Source organism: Isoptericola haloaureus, assembly GCF_036689775.1.
GTDB lineage: Bacteria > Actinomycetota > Actinomycetes > Actinomycetales > Cellulomonadaceae > Isoptericola > Isoptericola haloaureus.
In genome coordinates this window covers 228,205-245,016 of sequence record NZ_JBAGLP010000117.1, presented here as the reverse complement: position 1 = coordinate 245,016, position 16,812 = coordinate 228,205, and the positions used below count along the sequence as shown (strand labels likewise).

Genomic DNA, 16,812 nt, shown 5'->3' with positions numbered 1-16,812 from the left:
CTAGGCTGGCGCCGTGAGCGATGCATCCGCGCGGGCCCCCCTGGACGACCTCGTCGGCGAGTGGCTGACCCTGCCCGACCTGGCCGAGGCCCTCGGCACCGACGTCAGCAGGGCCCGGGGGCTGGTCGCCTCCCGCCACGTCGTCGGCGTCAAGCGGGGCGAGCGCACCACCTTCCAGGTGCCGGCCGCCTTCGTGGTGGAGACCGACGACGGCCCGGCGGTGCTGGAGACGCTGCGCGGCACGCTGATCCTGCTGGGTGACGCCGGCTTCAGCGACCCCGAGGCGCTGCGGTGGCTGTTCACCGCGGACGAGTCGCTCGGACGCAGCCCCGTGGAGGCCCTGCGTGCCGGCCAGCGCGCGCAGGTGCGCCGGCTCGCCCAGGCGATGGGCTGAGCGGGCGCCGGGCCCTCAGGCCCGGCGGTTGACGGCGACCCGGGCCAGGTCGGCGAGCACCTCGCGACCGGGGGAGCGCAGGTCGGAGGCCTCCAGACGCCCGAGCGCTCCGGTGGCGAGCTCGTCGATCAGTGCCTCGACGTCCTCGACGGCCCCGGAGGCCGTGATCGTCTCGCGCAGCGCGGTGACGTCCGCGTCGGACAGGTCGGGGTCGCCGAGGTGCTTGGCCAGCAGCGCGCGCGCCTCGTCGTCGCCGTCGGCCAGGGTCCGCGCGACGAGCACCGTGTGCTTGCCCTCGCGCAGGTCGTCCCCGGCGGGCTTGCCGGTCACGGCGGGGTCGCCGAACACCCCGAGCAGGTCGTCGCGCAGCTGGAAGGCCTCGCCGACGGGCAGCCCGACGGCGCTGATCGCGGCGACCTGCTCCGGGTCGGCGCCGGCCAGGACGGCGCCCAGGGTGAGCGGGCGCTCGACCGAGTAGCGCGCCGACTTCGAGCGCAGCACGGTGCGGGCGCGCTCCTCGTCGCCGGCGGGGTCGAGCCCCCAGGGCTCGGCCTGCACCAGCACGTCGAGGTACTGGCCGACGACCACCTCGCTCGTCATGGTGTCGAACAGGTCGCGCGCCGTGCGGGCGACGGCCGGCTCCACGGCGTCCAGGGCGGCGGCCGCCTCGCGCTGGCAGGCGACCAGGCACAGGTCGCCGAGCAGGATCGCCGCCGCGGTGCCGAACCGCTCGCCGTCACCGGTCCAGGCGTTGTCCTCGTGCCGCGCGGCGAAGACGCGGTGGGCCGTCGGCATGCCCCGGCGGGTGTCCGAGGCGTCCATGACGTCGTCGTGCAGCAGCGCGGCCGCCTGGAACAGCTCCAGGGCGGCGCCGATGCGGACGACGGCGTCGCGCTCGGGCCCCGTCGCGGCGCCGCCGTGCGCACGGAACGACCAGTAGCAGAACGCGGCCCGCAGGCGCTTGCCCCCGGCAAGCAGCGTGGACACGTGCTCGGTGAGGGCGGTGGTGCCGGCGCCGATGCCCACGGCCTCGTCCCGGAGCCGGTCGAGGTGGGCTCGCAGCGCCGCGTCGACGTCGGTGCGGAGGTTCTCGAGGTCGACCAACGGGGTCGCAGCAGCAGGCATGGGCACAGCCTAAGCGTGCTGAGCGTCTCGGGGCGCGTTCGTGACACGACTGTGCCCCGGCCACCGTGACGGTGACCGGGGCACGGCCGGGAGGGCGCCGGGGGGTCAGTCGGCGAGTGCCGCCTGGACGTCCTCCAGAGTCCAGGAACCCTTGCGGTCGCGCGGGTCCGGGACGGTCTCGGCGGACGGGTTGCGCATCAGCCAGTTGCGCTCGACGAGCGTCAGGTCCTGGCCGTCGACCACGCCGTCCGCGTTCACGTCCGCGGCACGGTCGGCAGTGCCTGCCGCGTCCTTGATGGCGAGCGCGTCGAGGATGTCGACGACGTCGTCACCGGTCACGTCGCCGCCGTAGAGCTGGACCACGCCCTGGGCCGGGGTGCCGAGCACCCGGCCGTCGGCGAGCTCGTGCCCGACCGTGACCTCGGTGCGGTAGTCGAGGTGGCCCGGCAGGGTCGCGGAGAGGACGTACGGCTCGAGGGTCACCGGCACGCCCGGGACCGAGATGCTGCCGTCGGCGGCGATCTCGGGGCGGTGCACCGTGCCGTCGGGCGCCGTCAGCACGACCTCGCCGCCGACGGCGGAGTGGTCACGCTCCGGGTCGAAGACGAGCTCCGGGGTGAACAGGCCCTGGGCCAGGAACGTGCCCGTGACGTCGACGTGCGACGGCAGGTTCTGTGTCACGTCGAAGCGGCGCCAGGTGCGGACGAACCCGCCCTCGGCGTCGTGGACGTACACCGAGACCGTGATCATGCCGGCGTTCTGCGCCCAGGGGCCGTCCTCGACGGTACGGGTGACGACGTCGAGCAGCGGGAGCTCCTCGGCGGTCACCGGGGTCTCCCCGTCGAACGTGATGGTCACCGAGGCCTGCAGCATGCCGGTGTCGCCCTCGGGGATCACGACGTCGAGCGTCGGGTCGCCGTACGCGGCCAGCTCCTCGGCCGGCCGGACGTCGACGACCTCGGTGCGCGCGGCGTCGTAGCGGAAGGTGAGACGCACGGTGCCGAGGTCCTCGGCGTGGTGGTGGGTGAACGTCGTCGTGAGCTCCTCGCCGGGGGCGACGTACTCCAGGTCGTTCTGCCCGTCGACGTACGCGTCGCCCTCGGTGATGACGGTGTACTCGAGCTGGTCGGCGACGTTCCCGGCCGCGTCGATGCCGCGGTACCGGTGCGTGGCCATGGGCGAGGGGCCGAAGCGGGACGTGTACGAGAACGTGCCGTCCGCCGCGGGCCGCACCTGGTCCGAGGGCATGAAGGCCGAGTAGCCGTAGACGAGGAACCGGTTGGCGCTCTCGTCCACGTCGAGACCGGCCGCACGCATGGCCGCCGTCTCGCCGTCGACGAGCGTGCCGCCGATGGCGTAGGAGGACTCGCCGGACGGCACCTCGATGACGTCGCCCTCGCGGTCGACGACCATCTCCGGGGCCGTGTTGTCCACGAAGAAGGTGCCCGACTCCGAGAAGGTGCGTCCGGCGTCGTCGGTGCCGACGACCTTGAGGACGTGCGCCCCGGGCTCGATCGTGCTCAGCGTGTGGCTGACGGGGAAGTCACGGTCACCGGTGAGCTCGTAGTAGCCGCCGATCCAGCCGAACGGGCCGTACATGACGCCCTCGGCCGCGGCGACCGTGTCCAGGGACCCGATGTAGCCGACGTCGCGGCCCTCGGTGTCGGCGACGAAGAAGTCGACCGTGCGCAGGTGGTTCTCCAGCGCGAAGCCCCACTCGAGCTGCGGGGCGAGCACGTCGGTGACGTTCGTGGTCATGACCTGCTTGACGAACGTGAAGTCGGCGAAGCCGGTCTCGGTGAGCCGGAACCCGAACGGCACGCGATAGCCCTCGCCGTCGTCCCCCTCGCGGGTGACCTCGACGTAGCCGCCGTAGGTGCCGGCCTCGGCCGTCGCGGGGACGTCGAGGTCGACGGGGACGGTGCCGGAGCCGCCGGCCGCCACCTGCACCTGGTGCTTGGTCGACACGGTCACGCCCTGCGCGGCCGCGTCCTGGGTGCCGACACCCTGGTCGAGCACGACGTCGACGGTGTAGCGGGCCCGCTCGGCGGACTCGTTGACGATCTCCAGACGGCGGGAGTCGGAGATCTCCGCGCCCGGGGCGTGCACGCCGAAGCTCAGGTCGCTGCCGATCTCGGCGTCCTCGGCGGACGCCGCCGACCACGGGGTGCTGCCGGTCGCGGTCGTGACCTCGCGCTGGGCGAGGGTGCTGTTGTCCTCGGCGGTCAGCAGGAACGTGTCCGCGTGCACCGCCTGGTACGGGTCCACCTCGCCGGCGCCGATCTCGAAGACGCTGTGGTCCTCGTCCAGCGGGTCCGCGGTGTTCATCAGGCGGGCCTTGAGCTCGATCGGGTCCAGGTCGCCGTCGTGCTGGAGCATCAGCGCGGCGCTGCCGGCGACGTACGGCGTCGCCATGGACGTGCCCGACAGGCGGGCGTAGGCCGTCGAGTGGTCGTCGAGGTTCTCGGGGTCGACCATGTGCGCCGGGATCGAGGACAGCACGCTGACACCGGGGGCGGTGACCTCGGGCTTGATGTCGCCGTTGCCCTTGGCGGGGCCGCGGGAGCTGAAGTCGGCGAGGTTGCCGCCGCCGGACGTCGTGGTGCCGTAGTCGGTGAAGGCGATCTCCGCACCGGAGGCGACGGCCGCGGTCAGGGCGGCGCCCTGGGCGGTCGTGACCGAGAAGGTCGGCACGTACTTGTCCGACTCGCCGAAGTAGTACGGCGGGTGCTCCTGGTCGGGGTCGTTGTTGACGATCAGGAGCGCGGCGGCCCCCTTCTCGGCGGCGCGCTCGATCTTCTCCTGGAAGGAGATCTCGCCGCGCTGGACCAGCACGACGTTGCCCTCGGCGGCGACGTCCTGCCAGCCGCTGTCGTAGTAGCGGTAGTCGGACGCCTTGCCGAGTCCGGCGTCCACGATCGTGGCCGTGGTGCCGTCGAGCTCGGCGATCGTGTCCTGGATCGGACGGGCGAGGAGCTGCAGGTCGGCCCCGGCGGTCCCGACGGTGGCGCCGAGCGTGGCGACCTCGATCGCGAAGTCGTTCGCGCCGACCGTCAGGGCGAGCCGGGCGGCCGCGGGAGAGCCGAGCGAGAACGCGCCGGCAGCACCGGAGTTGCCGGCGGCCAGCACGGTGGTCACCCCGGCGAGGGTCAGGTGGTTCGCGGCGATCGACAGCGGGCTCTGCGTGTCGTTGACGTTGCCGCCCAGGGACATGTTCACCACGTCCATGCCGTCGGCGAGCGCGCGCTCCATGCCGGCGAGGATGTCCTCGGTGGTGCCGCCGCCGAACGGGCCGAGCACGCGGTAGGCGTAGATGTCGGCCTCGGGGGCGACGCCGGCCGCTCCCCAGGAGCCCCGCTCGTCGGTACCGGCGATGATGCCGGCCACGTGGGTGCCGTGCTGGGTGTAGTAGGTGTTGCCGTTGCGGTCCTTCTCGGCCCCGCCGGCCTCCTGCCAGTCGGCGTAGGTGGTCTCCATCGGGTCGTCGTCGTCGTCGACCAGGTCGTAGCCGCCCTGGTAGACGTCGGCGAGCGCCGGGTGGGTGTAGTCGATGCCGGTGTCCAGGACGCCGACCTTGACGCCGGCGCCGGTCAGGCCCTCGCCGTGCAGCGTGGCGACGTCGTCGGTCCCCGCGGAGGCGCCGACGGCGGTCGCGGCGGTCTCGGGCAGGTCGACGGTCCAGGTGTCGTTGGCCCACACGGCGGCGACCTCGTCGGAGGCGGCGAGCGCCTCGACGTCGGTGGCGGGCAGCTCGACGGCGGCGCCGTTGAAGGCCTCCGTGTACTGCTGGCGCACCGAGGGGCGCTGCGCAGCCCGGCGCTCGTCCTCGGATGCGGTGTCCTTCAGCAGGACGGTGAGCGCCTGCTGGGAGGCCTTCACGGCGGCGCGCGCCTGCTTGCCGGTGAGGTCGCGGCCCTCGGCCTCGGCCAGGGCGAGCGCGGTGGTCGCCGGCGGGGTGGCGAGCTGGACGATCACCTCGACGGGCTCGCTCGACGTGGTGTCGATGTCCGCGTCGACGACGGTGCTCGGGACGCTGAGGTCGCCGGCCTGGGTGAGGGTCTGGCGCTGGGCGTCGGTGAGCCGCTGCGCGACGTCGGCGGCGTCGGGGGACGGGGCGCCGCTCGCGGGGGCGACGAGCGTCGTCCCGGCCAGGGCGAGACCGAGCGTGATGCCTGCGGGTCGCAGCATCCTTCGGTGAAGGGACATGGGGTGCTCCTCGAAAACGGGGTTGCAGAATCATGACACGGCAAACCCTGAGATATGCTGGCGCAAATATGACATGGCAGGTTCTCGACACCACGGGAGAGGGCATGACGCTCGACGTCCTCGGGATCACCGACGCCCAGCTGCGCGTCTACCAGGAGCTCCTCGGGCGCAGCTCGGCCGACGCCGCCGAGCTGGCCGCGCGCACGGGTGTCGCACGTCACGCGATCCAGGAGCAGCTCGACCGGCTCGAGGCGCTGGGTCTCGTCGCCCGGTCGGGTGCCCGGTACGACCGCTACGTGGCGGCGCCGCCGGACGTGGCCCTGGCCTCGCTGCTCCTCGACCACGAGGAGCGCACGCGCCGTGCCCGCACCGAGCTGAGCCGGCTGGAGGCCGTCTACCGGGAGGCCGCGCCGCGGCAGACCGAGGACGCCGTCGACGTGGTCCGCGGCAGCGAGGCCGTGCGGCAGCGGTTCAACCAGCTGCAGCGCTCCGCCCGGGCCGAGGTGCTGGAGTTCGTGCGCGGCGACGTCGCCGTCGTCGAACCCTCGCAGAACGTCGAGGAGGAGGCCGCGCTCGCGCGCGGGGTCGCCTACCGGTTCGTCATCGAGCGCCCGGCGGTCGAGCGCGAAGGCGTGATCGAGGCCGTGCGCTCCACCGTCGAGCGCGGCGCGCAGGTCCGGCTGGTGCGCTCGCTGCCGACCCGCCTGCTCGTCGTGGACCGACGGATCGCGATGGTGCCGTTCTCGGCCAGCAGCCGGGACCAGTCCGGCGGTGCCCTGCTGCTCCAGGCCGGGGGGCTGCTCGACATGGCGACGGCCCTGTTCGAGCAGACGTGGCGCAGCGCGTCCCCGCTCGGCGAGGACGACGACGAGCCGTCGCCCGCCGTCGCCCGCGACACCGACCTCGACCCCGCCGACCGGTACCTGCTGCAGCTGCTCAACGCCGGCCTGACCGACCGCACGGTGGCCGCCCGGCTCGGGGTGTCGATGCGGACCGTCCAGCGCCAGGTCCGCACCCTGATGGAGCGGGCCGACGTCGACACCCGGCTCCAGCTCGGCGTCGTGGCCGCGCGGCAGGGCTGGTTGTAGCCGTCAGTCCTCGGCGGCGGTGTCGTCCTCGGGGTCGGCCGCGACCGTGCCGGACAGCGAGACCAGCCGTCGCTCGCCGTCGTCGAGCACCCCGATCAGCACCGTCTCCACGGCGTCCTCGCCCTGGCGGGTGCGGGTGAACACCGACCGGGCGGCCAGGCCCGAGGCCTCGACCTCGTCGGCCTCGGCGAACCCGGCCTCGTCCAGCCGGCGGGCGTAGCGCTTGACGATCTTGCGCGGCGGCTGGGTGGTCGCCAGGTTCAGGGAGACCTCGACGAGGCCGTTCTCGGCGGGCAGCGCCGAGCTGGCGAGCACGGTCGCCTGCTGCGGTGCGCCGAGCAGCGCGGTGGGGAACCCGCGGGCGTAGTCGCCGACGGCGGAGGACGGGTCGAACGACGGCAGCGCGGTGGGGGTGTCGGCGGGGGTCGGCGTCGGTGCCTGGCTCGCGGCGGTCGCCGGACTCGGTCCGTCGCTGCCGAACGCGTCGCAGCCGCCGGTGAGCGCGGCCAGGGCGGCGGCCATCAGGGCGGCGGACACACGCCGGCCCACCGAACGGGCGGTGCGCTGGCGCGAGGTCGTGGGCACGGGGACACCGTAGTCGGCGCTCACCCCCAGAACGCGCGCGTCCCCACCGTGGCCCCACCGGGGACGCCGGGCCGTGCGGGACGACGACCTCGCACGGTCTGCTCGAGCCATGACCACCACCTGCGAACCCACCCCCGAGACCATCCGGCTGCGCGACGCTCACGACCTGCTCGCCGCCGTCCCGTACCGGCTCGGCTTCCGGCCCGCCGAGTCCGTCGTCCTGGCCTGCGTGACGGCGTCCGGACGCCTCGGGCTCGTCGCCCGCGTCGGCCTGGCCGACCTCGCCGGGGTCGCGGGCCCCGGAGGTGCGGCGGGCCCGGGCGCGGCCGGCCCCGAGGCGCTGGAGCCGCTGGCCCGGGCCGTGGCCGAGGTCGACCCGGCCTTCTGCCTGCTGGTGCTCTACACCGCGGGGGAGGCCACCGCGGTGTCCGACCGTGTCGAGGCCGTCCGGCGCGTCGTGGACCCGGCCGTCCGGGTGGAGAGCTGGCACGTGGCGCCCGAGTCCTACCGCGGGCTCGACTGCGACGACCCCGCCTGCTGCCCGCCGGGCGGGTTCCCGACGTCGGCGCTCGAGCACGGGGAGGTCGGGGCCGCGCACGTGCTCGCCGGCCGGGCGCTCGCGGGCTCGGCCGAGGAGGCGTTCCGGATCCCGCCCGCCCCGACCGCAGCACGCGGGCTGTCCGCACGGGCCGCGCGGCGGCGCGAGGCGTCCCGCCCGACGACCGGGGACGACGACGGCGCCCGGGGCTGGCGGGACGAGGCGTGGGCGGCGTGGCGGGCGGCGCTGCGGCAGGTCGACGACCCGGCGGACCCCGCGCCGACGCCCCTGGGGCCCGCGCTGCTGGGCCGGGTGGGAGCGGGGCTCGCCGACCGGCGGGTCCGCGACGCGGCGCTGCTGAGCCTGGTGCCGCACGGCGACGACGCCGCCGGGGCGGCCCTGAAGGGCCTCGAGGACGAGGCGCGCACGGCCCGCGCGATCTCCGCCGTCGTCGACGCCGACCGGGCCGTCGCGCCCGACCCGGCGCCGGTGCGCCGCGGCTGCGCCGTGCTCGAGCAGGTGGTGGCGCACGTGCCGCGACGCCTGCAGGTCGCGCCGCTGACCCTGCTCGCCTTCCTGGCCTGGTGGCAGGGCGACGGTCCGCGCGCCGCCCGCCGGGTCGAGGACGCCCTGGACGCCGATGCCGACTACCGGCTCGCGCGACTCGTGCAGGGTGTCGTGGTGGCCGGGCTGCCGCCGGGGTGGGTGCGCGCGGAGCAGGCGGCCGACGGCTCGCGGGGGAGGCCCGCGGGCGGTCACGTCCGGTAGCGTGCAGCCATGGCGATCGTCGTGGGACACCTGAGCACTCCCGAGGGCGCGAAGGCGCTGGCGGCTGCCGAGGCGGAGGCGGCGCAGCGCGGGACGCGACTCGTGGTCATCGGATCCGGCAACGGGGTCGAGGAGGTCGTGCAGCGGCTCGAGGCGGCCGGCGTCGAGCACGCCGTCGTCCCGGGGACCGGCGACCTCGCCGAGGACCTGGTCCGTGAGGCCGTCGAGGCCCGGGCCGAGCTCATCGTGATCGGGCTGCGACGTCGCAGCCCTGTGGGCAAGCTCATCCTGGGCTCCGGTGCGCAGCGGATCCTGCTCGAGGCTCCCTGCCCCGTGCTGGCCGTCAAACCGTGACGACGCGCCGCTGACCTCGCGGGGAATACACGGCACGACATCCGGTGTTCACCAGCGTGACCACCGATGACGTACCAGGGAGGTGGGCCGCGGCGAGGCGGCGACGGTCCTGAGCGACCGTCCTCCCAGGTGTCGCCAGTACAATAGAGGTATTCCGCCGAGTCGAGAGGCCCTCGCCCCAGGCTCCGACGGCGGTCCACCGTCTTCCTCGAACGCCGAAAGGTCGGTTTGTGGCGTCCACTGCGCAGAACCCCCCGCTGCCCCGAGAGTTCGACCACCCTGCCCTGCAGGAGCTGCTCGACCGCGGCACCGCGAACGGTCGTGTCGACGCGGAGAGCTTCCGCTCTGCCTGCGAGCACGCGTCCGTGGGTGACCCCAAGCGCCTGAAGGCGGTGCTGCGCGCCTTCGCGGGCGCCGGTGTCGAGGTCGGCGTGCCCATGGCGGCGAAGGTCGCCGCGGCGGCCAGCTCCTCCACCAAGACCCAGACGCGGGCCAAGGCCCCGGCGTCGACGTCGGCTGCCAAGAAGTCGACGTCGTCGGCGGACGCGCCCGCGGACGACGCGTCCGACGCCGACAGCGGCTCGACGACGTCGACGACGAAGAAGCCGGCGGCCAAGAAGCCCGCCGCGAAGAAGACGGCGGCCAAGAAGCCGGCCGCGAAGAAGGCTGCCGGGACGGGCACGACCCGCAAGGCGGCCGCCAAGGCGCACAAGCCGGCCCCGGAGCCCGACGGCGTCCCCGTCGAGGACGAGGAGTCCGGCGACCAGCAGCGCGAGATCCACGTCACCGGCATCAAGCTCGGCCGGGGCAAGAAGGACGAGGAGGGCGGCGGCTTCGTCGTCTCCGACACCGACGACGAGGACCAGCCCGCGCAGCAGGTCGTCACCGCCGGCGCCACGGCCGACCCGGTCAAGGACTACCTCAAGCAGATCGGCAAAGTCGCCCTGCTGAACGCCGAGCAGGAGGTCGAGCTCGCCAAGCGCATCGAGGCCGGTCTGTTCGCCGAGGAGCGCCTCGCCCAGGACTACGCCGACTTCGACCGCACCAAGGCCACGGCCGACGAGCGCAAGATGTGGCGCGACCTGCGCTGGATCGCGCACGACGGCCGCCGTGCCAAGAACCACCTGCTCGAGGCGAACCTGCGACTCGTCGTCTCGCTCGCCAAGCGGTACACCGGCCGCGGGATGCTGTTCCTGGACCTCATCCAGGAGGGCAACCTCGGTCTGATCCGCGCGGTCGAGAAGTTCGACTACACCAAGGGCTACAAGTTCTCGACGTACGCCACCTGGTGGATCCGGCAGGCGATCACCCGCGCGATGGCCGACCAGGCCCGCACCATCCGTATCCCGGTGCACATGGTCGAGGTCATCAACAAGCTCGCCCGCGTGCAGCGCCAGATGCTCCAGGACCTGGGCCGCGAGCCCACGCCGGAGGAGCTGGCCAAGGAGCTCGACATGACGCCCGAGAAGGTCGTCGAGGTCCAGAAGTACGGTCGCGAGCCCATCTCGCTGCACACCCCGCTCGGCGAGGACGGCGACAGCGAGTTCGGTGACCTCATCGAGGACTCCGAGGCGATCGTGCCCTCGGACGCGGTGTCGTTCACGCTGCTGCAGGAGCAGCTGCACCAGGTGCTCGACACGCTCTCCGAGCGCGAGGCCGGCGTCGTCTCCATGCGGTTCGGCCTGCAGGACGGCCAGCCCAAGACGCTGGACGAGATCGGCAAGGTCTACGGGGTCACCCGTGAGCGGATCCGCCAGATCGAGTCCAAGACGATGTCGAAGCTGCGCCACCCGTCGCGCTCGCAGGTCCTGCGCGACTACCTCGACTGAGTCGTCGGCGCGCTCGCCGGCCCCACCGACCCGTTGTGGGCATGAAATATGCCGCTCTCCCGCTGGGAGGGCGGCATATTTCATGCCCACAACGAGGGCGGCAACCTCTTGCAGCTCAGCGTCACGTCGACCGGGCGCCGACCTGCCGGCCCACGGTGTACCCGACGATGGCCGCCAGGACCGAGACGAGTCCGTCGGAGCCGATCTTGTCCGTGACTCCCAGCAGGATGACCGCGAGCACCACCATCACCAGGACCATGCCCTCGATCTGGGAGCGGTAGGTGCCGTCCCCCTTGTCCTCCGGCGTCGACCCGCCGCCGGAGGACGTGCCGCGTCGCCAGAAGCTGGCCTTCATCAGCACCATGACGACCAGCAGCAGGGTCGCCGGGATGACGGTGCTCAGCACGACGACGCGCAGGTCCGTCCCCTGCAGGGGAGAGCTGGAGATCACCGCGACCTCGGGCGTGGTGCTCGGCTGGATCCCGAGGGACACCAGCTCCGTGGCCGAGAGCTGGAAGTCGACGGTGGTCGTGAACCGCTGGTCCTCGGTGATCTCGACGACGGTGTCGGACTGGGTCCCGGTGTCGACACGGAACACGGCGGTCGCGCCCGGGCCGCACTCGGCGGGAAGGATGAGCTCGAACGTGGCCCCCTCGCCGGTGACGAAGTCGCCGCACCGCGTCTCCTGGTCGCCGTCGAGGGCGACGACCGCGACGCGCAGGCCCGGCTGCGCCACGTCGCCGTTCACCGTCACGAAGCCGTCGACCCTCGGCTGGCCGGGGCCGGGCGACACGTCCGCACCGGCGGCCGGTGCGGACGCCGCGGCGGCGAGGAACGCCGCGGCGACGATCGCGAACGCGAGCCTGACGACCCTTCCGAGCAGACGCATCGGTCCCACCCCCGGGAGTGCTCGTCGAGCAGCTCGGCGAGATCCGGGATCGGACCGCGGGTGAGCCGGTCGACGTCGTCTTCACGCTAGGCAGGGTCCGGATCACCCGCACGACCAGGACGAAGACAGGGAACCGGTGGCGGCACGACGAGGGCCCCGCACCGATCGGTGCGGGGCCCTCGTGGTCTCGGGGCGTCCCCGGCGGGGACGGCGCGTGGTCAGCCGGCGCCGTGCTCGGCGTGCAGACGATCGGTCTCGTCCTGGATGTGCGTGGCCACGGACTGGTAGGCGTCGGCGTGGGCACGGGCGTGGTGGCCGCAGAACAGCAGCTCCCCGCTGGGAAGCTCGACACGCACGTAGGCCTGGGCCCCGCAGCGGTCACAGCGGTCGGCGGCGGTCATCTGGGTCGTGTCTTCGGTCGTAGTGCTCACGCCACCATCAAACCATCTCGCCCGTGAATTCTTCCCGGGCGGGGGCCCGGTTCGCTCCCGGCGAATCACGGTTCGGGTCACGATCGCGGGCTCCTGCGGGGCGCCTGGGCGGCGCTGTCAGCGGGCTCGGCTACCCTCGTGCGCGTGACAGCCACGTCCGAGTCCGGTTACACCGCACGCCATCTCTCCGTCCTCGAGGGCCTCGAGGCGGTCCGCAAGCGACCCGGCATGTACATCGGGTCGACCGACTCCCGCGGCCTGATGCACTGCCTGTGGGAGATCATCGACAACTCCGTCGACGAGGCGCTCGGCGGCCACGCCACCGCGATCCGCGTCGTCCTGCACGCCGACTCCTCGGTGACCGTCGAGGACGACGGCCGCGGCATCCCCGTGGACGCCGAGCCCAAGACGGGCCTGTCCGGCGTCGAGGTGGTCTTCACCAAGCTGCACGCCGGCGGCAAGTTCGGCGGCGGCTCGTACACGGCCTCCGGCGGCCTGCACGGCGTGGGCGCCTCGGTCGTCAACGCCCTGTCCTCGCGCCTCGACGTCGAGGTCGACCGCGGCGGCAAGACCTACGGCATGCGGTTCCACCGCGGTGAGCCCGGCACGTTCGCGGACCCGGCCACCGGTCCGACGCCGGAGGCCCCGTTCGAGCCGTTCGTCGACCACTCCGAGCTCGAGGTCGTGGGCAAGGCGCCGCGCAAGCGCACCGGCACCCGCGTGCGCTACTGGGCCGACCGGCAGATCTTCCCGAAGTCGGCGGTGTTCTCCTACGACGAGCTGGTCACGCGGGCGCGCCAGACGACGTTCCTCGTGCCGGGCCTGCAGATCACCGTGCGCGACGAGCGCGGCCTGCCGGGCACGCCGGGGGAGTCCGGCCCGCACGAGGAGGTCTTCCAGCACTCCGGCGGCGCCGTGGACTTCGTGGAGTTCCTCGCGCCCGACACCCCCGTCACCTCGACCTGGCGGCTGCAGGGCTCGGGCTCCTTCACCGAGACGGTGCCCGTCCTGGACTCCCAGGGCCACATGACCTCCCAGGAGGTCAAGCGCGACTGCGAGGTCGACGTCGCGCTGCGGTGGGGCGTCGGCTACGAGACCGAGCTGCGCACCTTCGTCAACATCATCGCCACGCCCAAGGGCGGCTCGCACCGCACCGGGTTCGAGCAGGGGCTGCTCAAGACCATCCGCAAGCAGGTCGAGGCGAACGCCCGCCGGCTGAAGGTCTCCACGAAGGACTCCGCCGAGCGCATCGAGAAGGACGACGCGATGGCCGGCATGACGGCCGTGGTCACCGTGCGCCTGGCCGAGCCGCAGTTCGAGGGCCAGACCAAGGAGGTCCTCGGCACCGCGCCGGTGCGCCAGATCGTCTCGCGCGTGGTGGAGAACGAGCTCAAGGCGCTGCTGACGTCGACCAAGCGCGACGACAAGGCGCAGTCCGCGCTGCTGCTGGACAAGGTCGTCGCCGAGATGCGCGCGCGGGTCACCGCCCGCAAGCAGAAGGAGATCTCGCGGCGCAAGAACGCCCTGGAGTCCTCCTCGCTGCCGGCCAAGCTCGCCGACTGCCGCAGCGACGACGTCGAGCGCTCCGAGCTGTTCATCGTCGAGGGCGACAGCGCCCTCGGCACGGCCAAGCTGGCCCGCTCGTCGGACTTCCAGGCGCTGCTGCCGATCCGCGGCAAGATCCTCAACGTCCAGAAGGCGTCGATCAGCGACATGCTGCGCAACGTCGAGTGCGCCGCGATCATCCAGGTGCTCGGCGCCGGGTCGGGTCGCTCGTTCGACCTGGACGCCGCACGCTACGGCAAGGTCGTGCTGATGACCGACGCCGACGTCGACGGCGCGCACATCCGCACGCTGCTGCTGACGCTGTTCTACCGGTACATGCGCCCGCTGCTCACCGAGGGCCGCGTCTTCGCCGCCGTGCCGCCGCTGCACCGGATCGAGGTGCTCGGCTCGGGCCGCCGCAAGGGCGAGTACCTGTACACCTACTCCGAGGCCGAGCTCAACGCGACGCTGAAGAAGCTCGACAAGGCCGGCCGCCGCTACAAGGACGACATCCAGCGGTACAAGGGTCTGGGCGAGATGGACGCCGACCAGCTCGCCGAGACGACGATGGACCCGCGCCGCCGCACGCTGCGCCGGGTGACCGTGGAGCACGCCGAGGCCGCCGAGCGCGTCTTCGACCTGCTCATGGGGTCCGACGTCGCGCCGCGCAAGGAGTTCATCGTCGCCGGGGCGAACGCCCTGGACCGCGCCCAGATCGACGCCTAAGGGGTCGGTGCGGCCAGGCTCTCGACGACGGCCTCGCGGGAGAAGGCGATGCCGGCGGCCAGCACGTCGTCGTTGAACGCGTAGTCGGCGCTGTGCAGCGGCACCCCGCCCGCCCCGGGCGCGGTGCCGTTGCCGAGGAAGACCAGGCACGCCGGCACGTGGCGGGCCAGCACACCGAAGTCCTCGCTGCCCATGATCGGCGCGGCGGCCACGTCGACCTGCGCGGCGCCGAGAGCCCGCCGCGCCGCGCGCCCGGCCAGCGTGACGGCGCCGGCGTCGTTCACGGTCGGCTCGAACTCGTGGGTGTACTCGACGTCGACCGCGGCGCCGTGCGCGGCGGCGACGCCCTGGCTGATCTGCAGGATGCGGCGCTCCAGCAGCGCGCTGACGTCCGGGTCGAAGCTGCGGGTGTCGCCGGTGATCGTGGCGTGCGTCGGGATGGCGTTGCGCGCCCCGTCGGTGCGCAGGTCGGTGCAGGACAGCACGGCGGTGTGCACGGGGTCGACGCTGCGTGCCACGACGTGCTGCAGCGCGATGACGATCTCGGCGGCCACCACGAGCGCGTCGACCACCAGGTGCGGTGCCGAGGCGTGGCCCCCGCGTCCGCGGACCGCGATGGTGAAGTTGTCCTCGCCGGCCATGATCGGTCCGGGGCGGGTGTGCAGGGTCCCGGCGGGCAGGCCCGGGATGTTGTGGATCCCGAACAGCCTGTCGACGCCGAACCGCGCGAACAGCCCGTCCTCGAGCATCGCGCGCGCCCCGCGCCCGGGTTCCTCCGCCGGCTGCAGGATCACCCGGACGGTGCCGTCGAACCCGCCGTCCTCGGCGAGCAGCGCGGCAGCACCCAGCAGCATCGCCAGGTGCCCGTCGTGGCCGCAGGCGTGCATCGCGCCCGGATGGGTCGAGGCGTACTCGACGCCGCTCGCCTCGGTGATCGGCAACCCGTCGAGCTCGGAGCGCAGTCCCACGGTCCGCGTCGCCGACCCGCGCGTCAGCGAGGCGACGACCCCGGTGCCGCCCACGCCGGTGACGACGTCGTACCCGAGCCCGTCGAGCACGCGGGCGGCGTAGTCGGCGGTGGCGTGCTCGTCGAAGGCCGTCTCGGGGATGCGGTGCAGGTCGTGGCGCCAGGCACGGGCCCGGTCGACGAGCGCCGCGGGCACGTCGGGAGTCCCGGGGGTGGCCGGGTCGGTGGCGCTCGCGGTCATGCCGGGGCTCCCTCGGTGCTGAGCAGGACGACGACGGGGTGCGTCGGCAGGTCGAGCGCGTCGCGGCGCTCCGGCTCGGACAGCGCGGCGCGGACCCCGGCGAGGGTGGCGGCACCGCTGGGTCCTGAGGAGATGCCGAGCCTGCCCAGGTCGGCCACGGCCCGCTCGGCCTCGTCGTCGCCGACGGAGACGGCGGCGTCGCAGCCGTCGCGCAGCACGGGCCAGGCGGTGCTGGAGACGGTGCCGCAGTTCAGGCCCGCCATGACCGTGGCACCGGTGGGGACCGTGACGGGCTCGTGGGCGGCGAGGCTCTCCAGCGTGCAGGCCGCGGTATCGGGCTCGACCGACAGCACGGTCGGGTGCGGGGCGTCCGGACGGCGGTAGTGACGCACCACGGCCTCGGCGAGCGAGCCGACGCCCACCGGCACGGCGACGAGGTCCGGTGCGCGGCCCAGCTGCTCGTCGACCTCCTCCAGCAGGGTGCCGTAGCCGTCGACGATCCAGGCGGGGACGTCGGTGTAGCCCTCCCAGGCGGTGTCCTGCACCAGCGCCCGGGTGTCGGCGGCGTCCGCGTAGTCCGCTGCGGCCCGGACCGCGTCGTCGTACCCGACGTCGAGCCGCACGACGCTTGCCCCCTCGGCCTCGATGGCTGCCTGGGTCGCCTGCTCCATGACGTCGGGCACGAAGACCGTCGCGGGGACGCCGAGCTGGTGGGCCGTGCGGGCCACGGCCCGGCCGTGGTTGCCGTCGGTCGCCGTGACGAGCTCCGCGCCCGGCTGCCGTTCCAGCACCTGCCGGCAGGCCCAGGAGGCGCCGAGGATCTTGAAGGCGGGCAGTCCGAGCCGGGACGACTCGTCCTTGACGAACAAGCGACCCACCCCGAGCTCGGTAGCGAGCTCGGGGAGCTCGACCAGCGGCGTGGGGGAGTAGCCGGGCAGCGTGCGGTGGAAGTCGCGCGGGCTGTCGTGCGTCGTCGGCGCGTTCCATGTGCGGGCGTCGGGTGCGCTGAACCATCGGGTCACCTGCCCATCATGGCGTGAACGCCCTGGTCCAGCGCGAGAGCGACGTCACGCGTCCGGATGGCGGCGCGGGGCACGGCCGCGCGGGGGCGCGGGCTAGGCTCGTG

Annotated in this window: 13 protein-coding genes; 6 read left to right on the top strand and 7 right to left on the bottom strand. The window is 73.5% G+C overall.

Translation table 11 applies throughout. From position 1 onward, the window contains the following. The first annotated feature begins 13 nt into the window (after positions 1-13). The gene (locus V5O49_RS09305) at positions 14-394 is read left to right on the top strand and encodes an Rv2175c family DNA-binding protein (protein WP_332901980.1); all 381 of its coding nucleotides are present in this window, start codon (positions 14-16) and stop codon (positions 392-394) included. 15 nt (positions 395-409) lie between these two features. Here V5O49_RS09305 and V5O49_RS09300 read toward each other — a convergent pair whose 3' ends face one another. Beyond that, the gene (locus tag V5O49_RS09300) at positions 410-1,519 is read right to left on the bottom strand and encodes a polyprenyl synthetase family protein (RefSeq protein ID WP_332901979.1); all 1,110 of its coding nucleotides are present in this window, start codon (positions 1,517-1,519) and stop codon (positions 410-412) included. A 105-nt stretch (positions 1,520-1,624) separates the two neighbouring features. Further along, entirely contained in the window at positions 1,625-5,707 is a 4,083-nt protein-coding gene (locus V5O49_RS09295; protein ID WP_332901978.1) for a S8 family serine peptidase, read from the bottom strand. An 86-nt stretch (positions 5,708-5,793) separates the two neighbouring features. Between V5O49_RS09295 and V5O49_RS09290 the strand changes: the two genes are divergently transcribed. Next, positions 5,794-6,813 carry a helix-turn-helix domain-containing protein gene (locus tag V5O49_RS09290; protein WP_332901977.1) on the top strand — a complete coding sequence of 340 codons (1,020 nt, stop codon included), beginning with the start codon at positions 5,794-5,796 and terminating at the stop codon, positions 6,811-6,813. Between the two features lie 3 nt (positions 6,814-6,816). On the opposite strand, the gene V5O49_RS09285 is transcribed toward V5O49_RS09290, so the two are convergent. Next, positions 6,817-7,398, bottom strand: coding sequence for a hypothetical protein (locus tag V5O49_RS09285; protein WP_332901976.1), 582 nt, complete (start codon positions 7,396-7,398; stop codon positions 6,817-6,819). Between the two features lie 109 nt (positions 7,399-7,507). Between V5O49_RS09285 and V5O49_RS09280 the strand changes: the two genes are divergently transcribed. The 3 genes from V5O49_RS09280 to V5O49_RS09270 all read left to right on the top strand — a co-directional run bounded on the left by V5O49_RS09280 (position 7,508) and on the right by V5O49_RS09270 (position 10,887). Next, a complete protein-coding gene (locus V5O49_RS09280) occupies positions 7,508-8,704 on the top strand; it encodes a DUF4192 domain-containing protein (RefSeq protein ID WP_332901975.1) in 1,197 nt (398 codons plus the stop codon). Positions 8,705-8,713: 9 nt separating this feature from the next. Continuing rightward, a complete protein-coding gene (locus V5O49_RS09275) occupies positions 8,714-9,058 on the top strand; it encodes a universal stress protein (RefSeq protein WP_278234644.1) in 345 nt (114 codons plus the stop codon). A 230-nt stretch (positions 9,059-9,288) separates the two neighbouring features. Beyond that, a complete protein-coding gene (locus tag V5O49_RS09270; RefSeq protein WP_332901974.1) occupies positions 9,289-10,887 on the top strand; it encodes an RNA polymerase sigma factor in 1,599 nt (532 codons plus the stop codon). Between the two features lie 121 nt (positions 10,888-11,008). Here V5O49_RS09270 and V5O49_RS09265 read toward each other — a convergent pair whose 3' ends face one another. Together V5O49_RS09265 and V5O49_RS09260 are read right to left on the bottom strand one after the other, a co-directional pair. Continuing rightward, positions 11,009-11,776 (bottom strand): hypothetical protein, encoded by a 768-nt coding sequence (locus V5O49_RS09265; protein WP_332901973.1) that lies wholly within the window; start codon positions 11,774-11,776, stop codon positions 11,009-11,011. Between the two features lie 218 nt (positions 11,777-11,994). Next, complete coding sequence (locus V5O49_RS09260) at positions 11,995-12,177, bottom strand: DUF7455 domain-containing protein (RefSeq protein WP_332902146.1); 183 nt, start codon at positions 12,175-12,177, stop codon at positions 11,995-11,997. Positions 12,178-12,351: 174 nt separating this feature from the next. Between V5O49_RS09260 and V5O49_RS09255 the strand changes: the two genes are divergently transcribed. Further along, positions 12,352-14,478, top strand: coding sequence for a DNA gyrase/topoisomerase IV subunit B (locus V5O49_RS09255; protein ID WP_332901972.1), 2,127 nt, complete (start codon positions 12,352-12,354; stop codon positions 14,476-14,478). Here V5O49_RS09255 and V5O49_RS09250 read toward each other — a convergent pair. Together V5O49_RS09250 and V5O49_RS09245 are read right to left on the bottom strand one after the other, a co-directional pair. Next, on the bottom strand, positions 14,475-15,686 hold the full coding sequence (locus tag V5O49_RS09250) for an amidohydrolase (protein ID WP_332901971.1): 1,212 nt from the start codon (positions 15,684-15,686) through the stop codon (positions 14,475-14,477). The genes V5O49_RS09255 and V5O49_RS09250 overlap by 4 nt on opposite strands. Further along, the gene (locus tag V5O49_RS09245; protein WP_332901970.1) at positions 15,683-16,708 is read right to left on the bottom strand and encodes a pyridoxal-phosphate dependent enzyme; all 1,026 of its coding nucleotides are present in this window, start codon (positions 16,706-16,708) and stop codon (positions 15,683-15,685) included. The genes V5O49_RS09250 and V5O49_RS09245 overlap by 4 nt, the downstream gene beginning before the upstream one ends. Positions 16,709-16,812 lie beyond the last annotated feature (104 nt).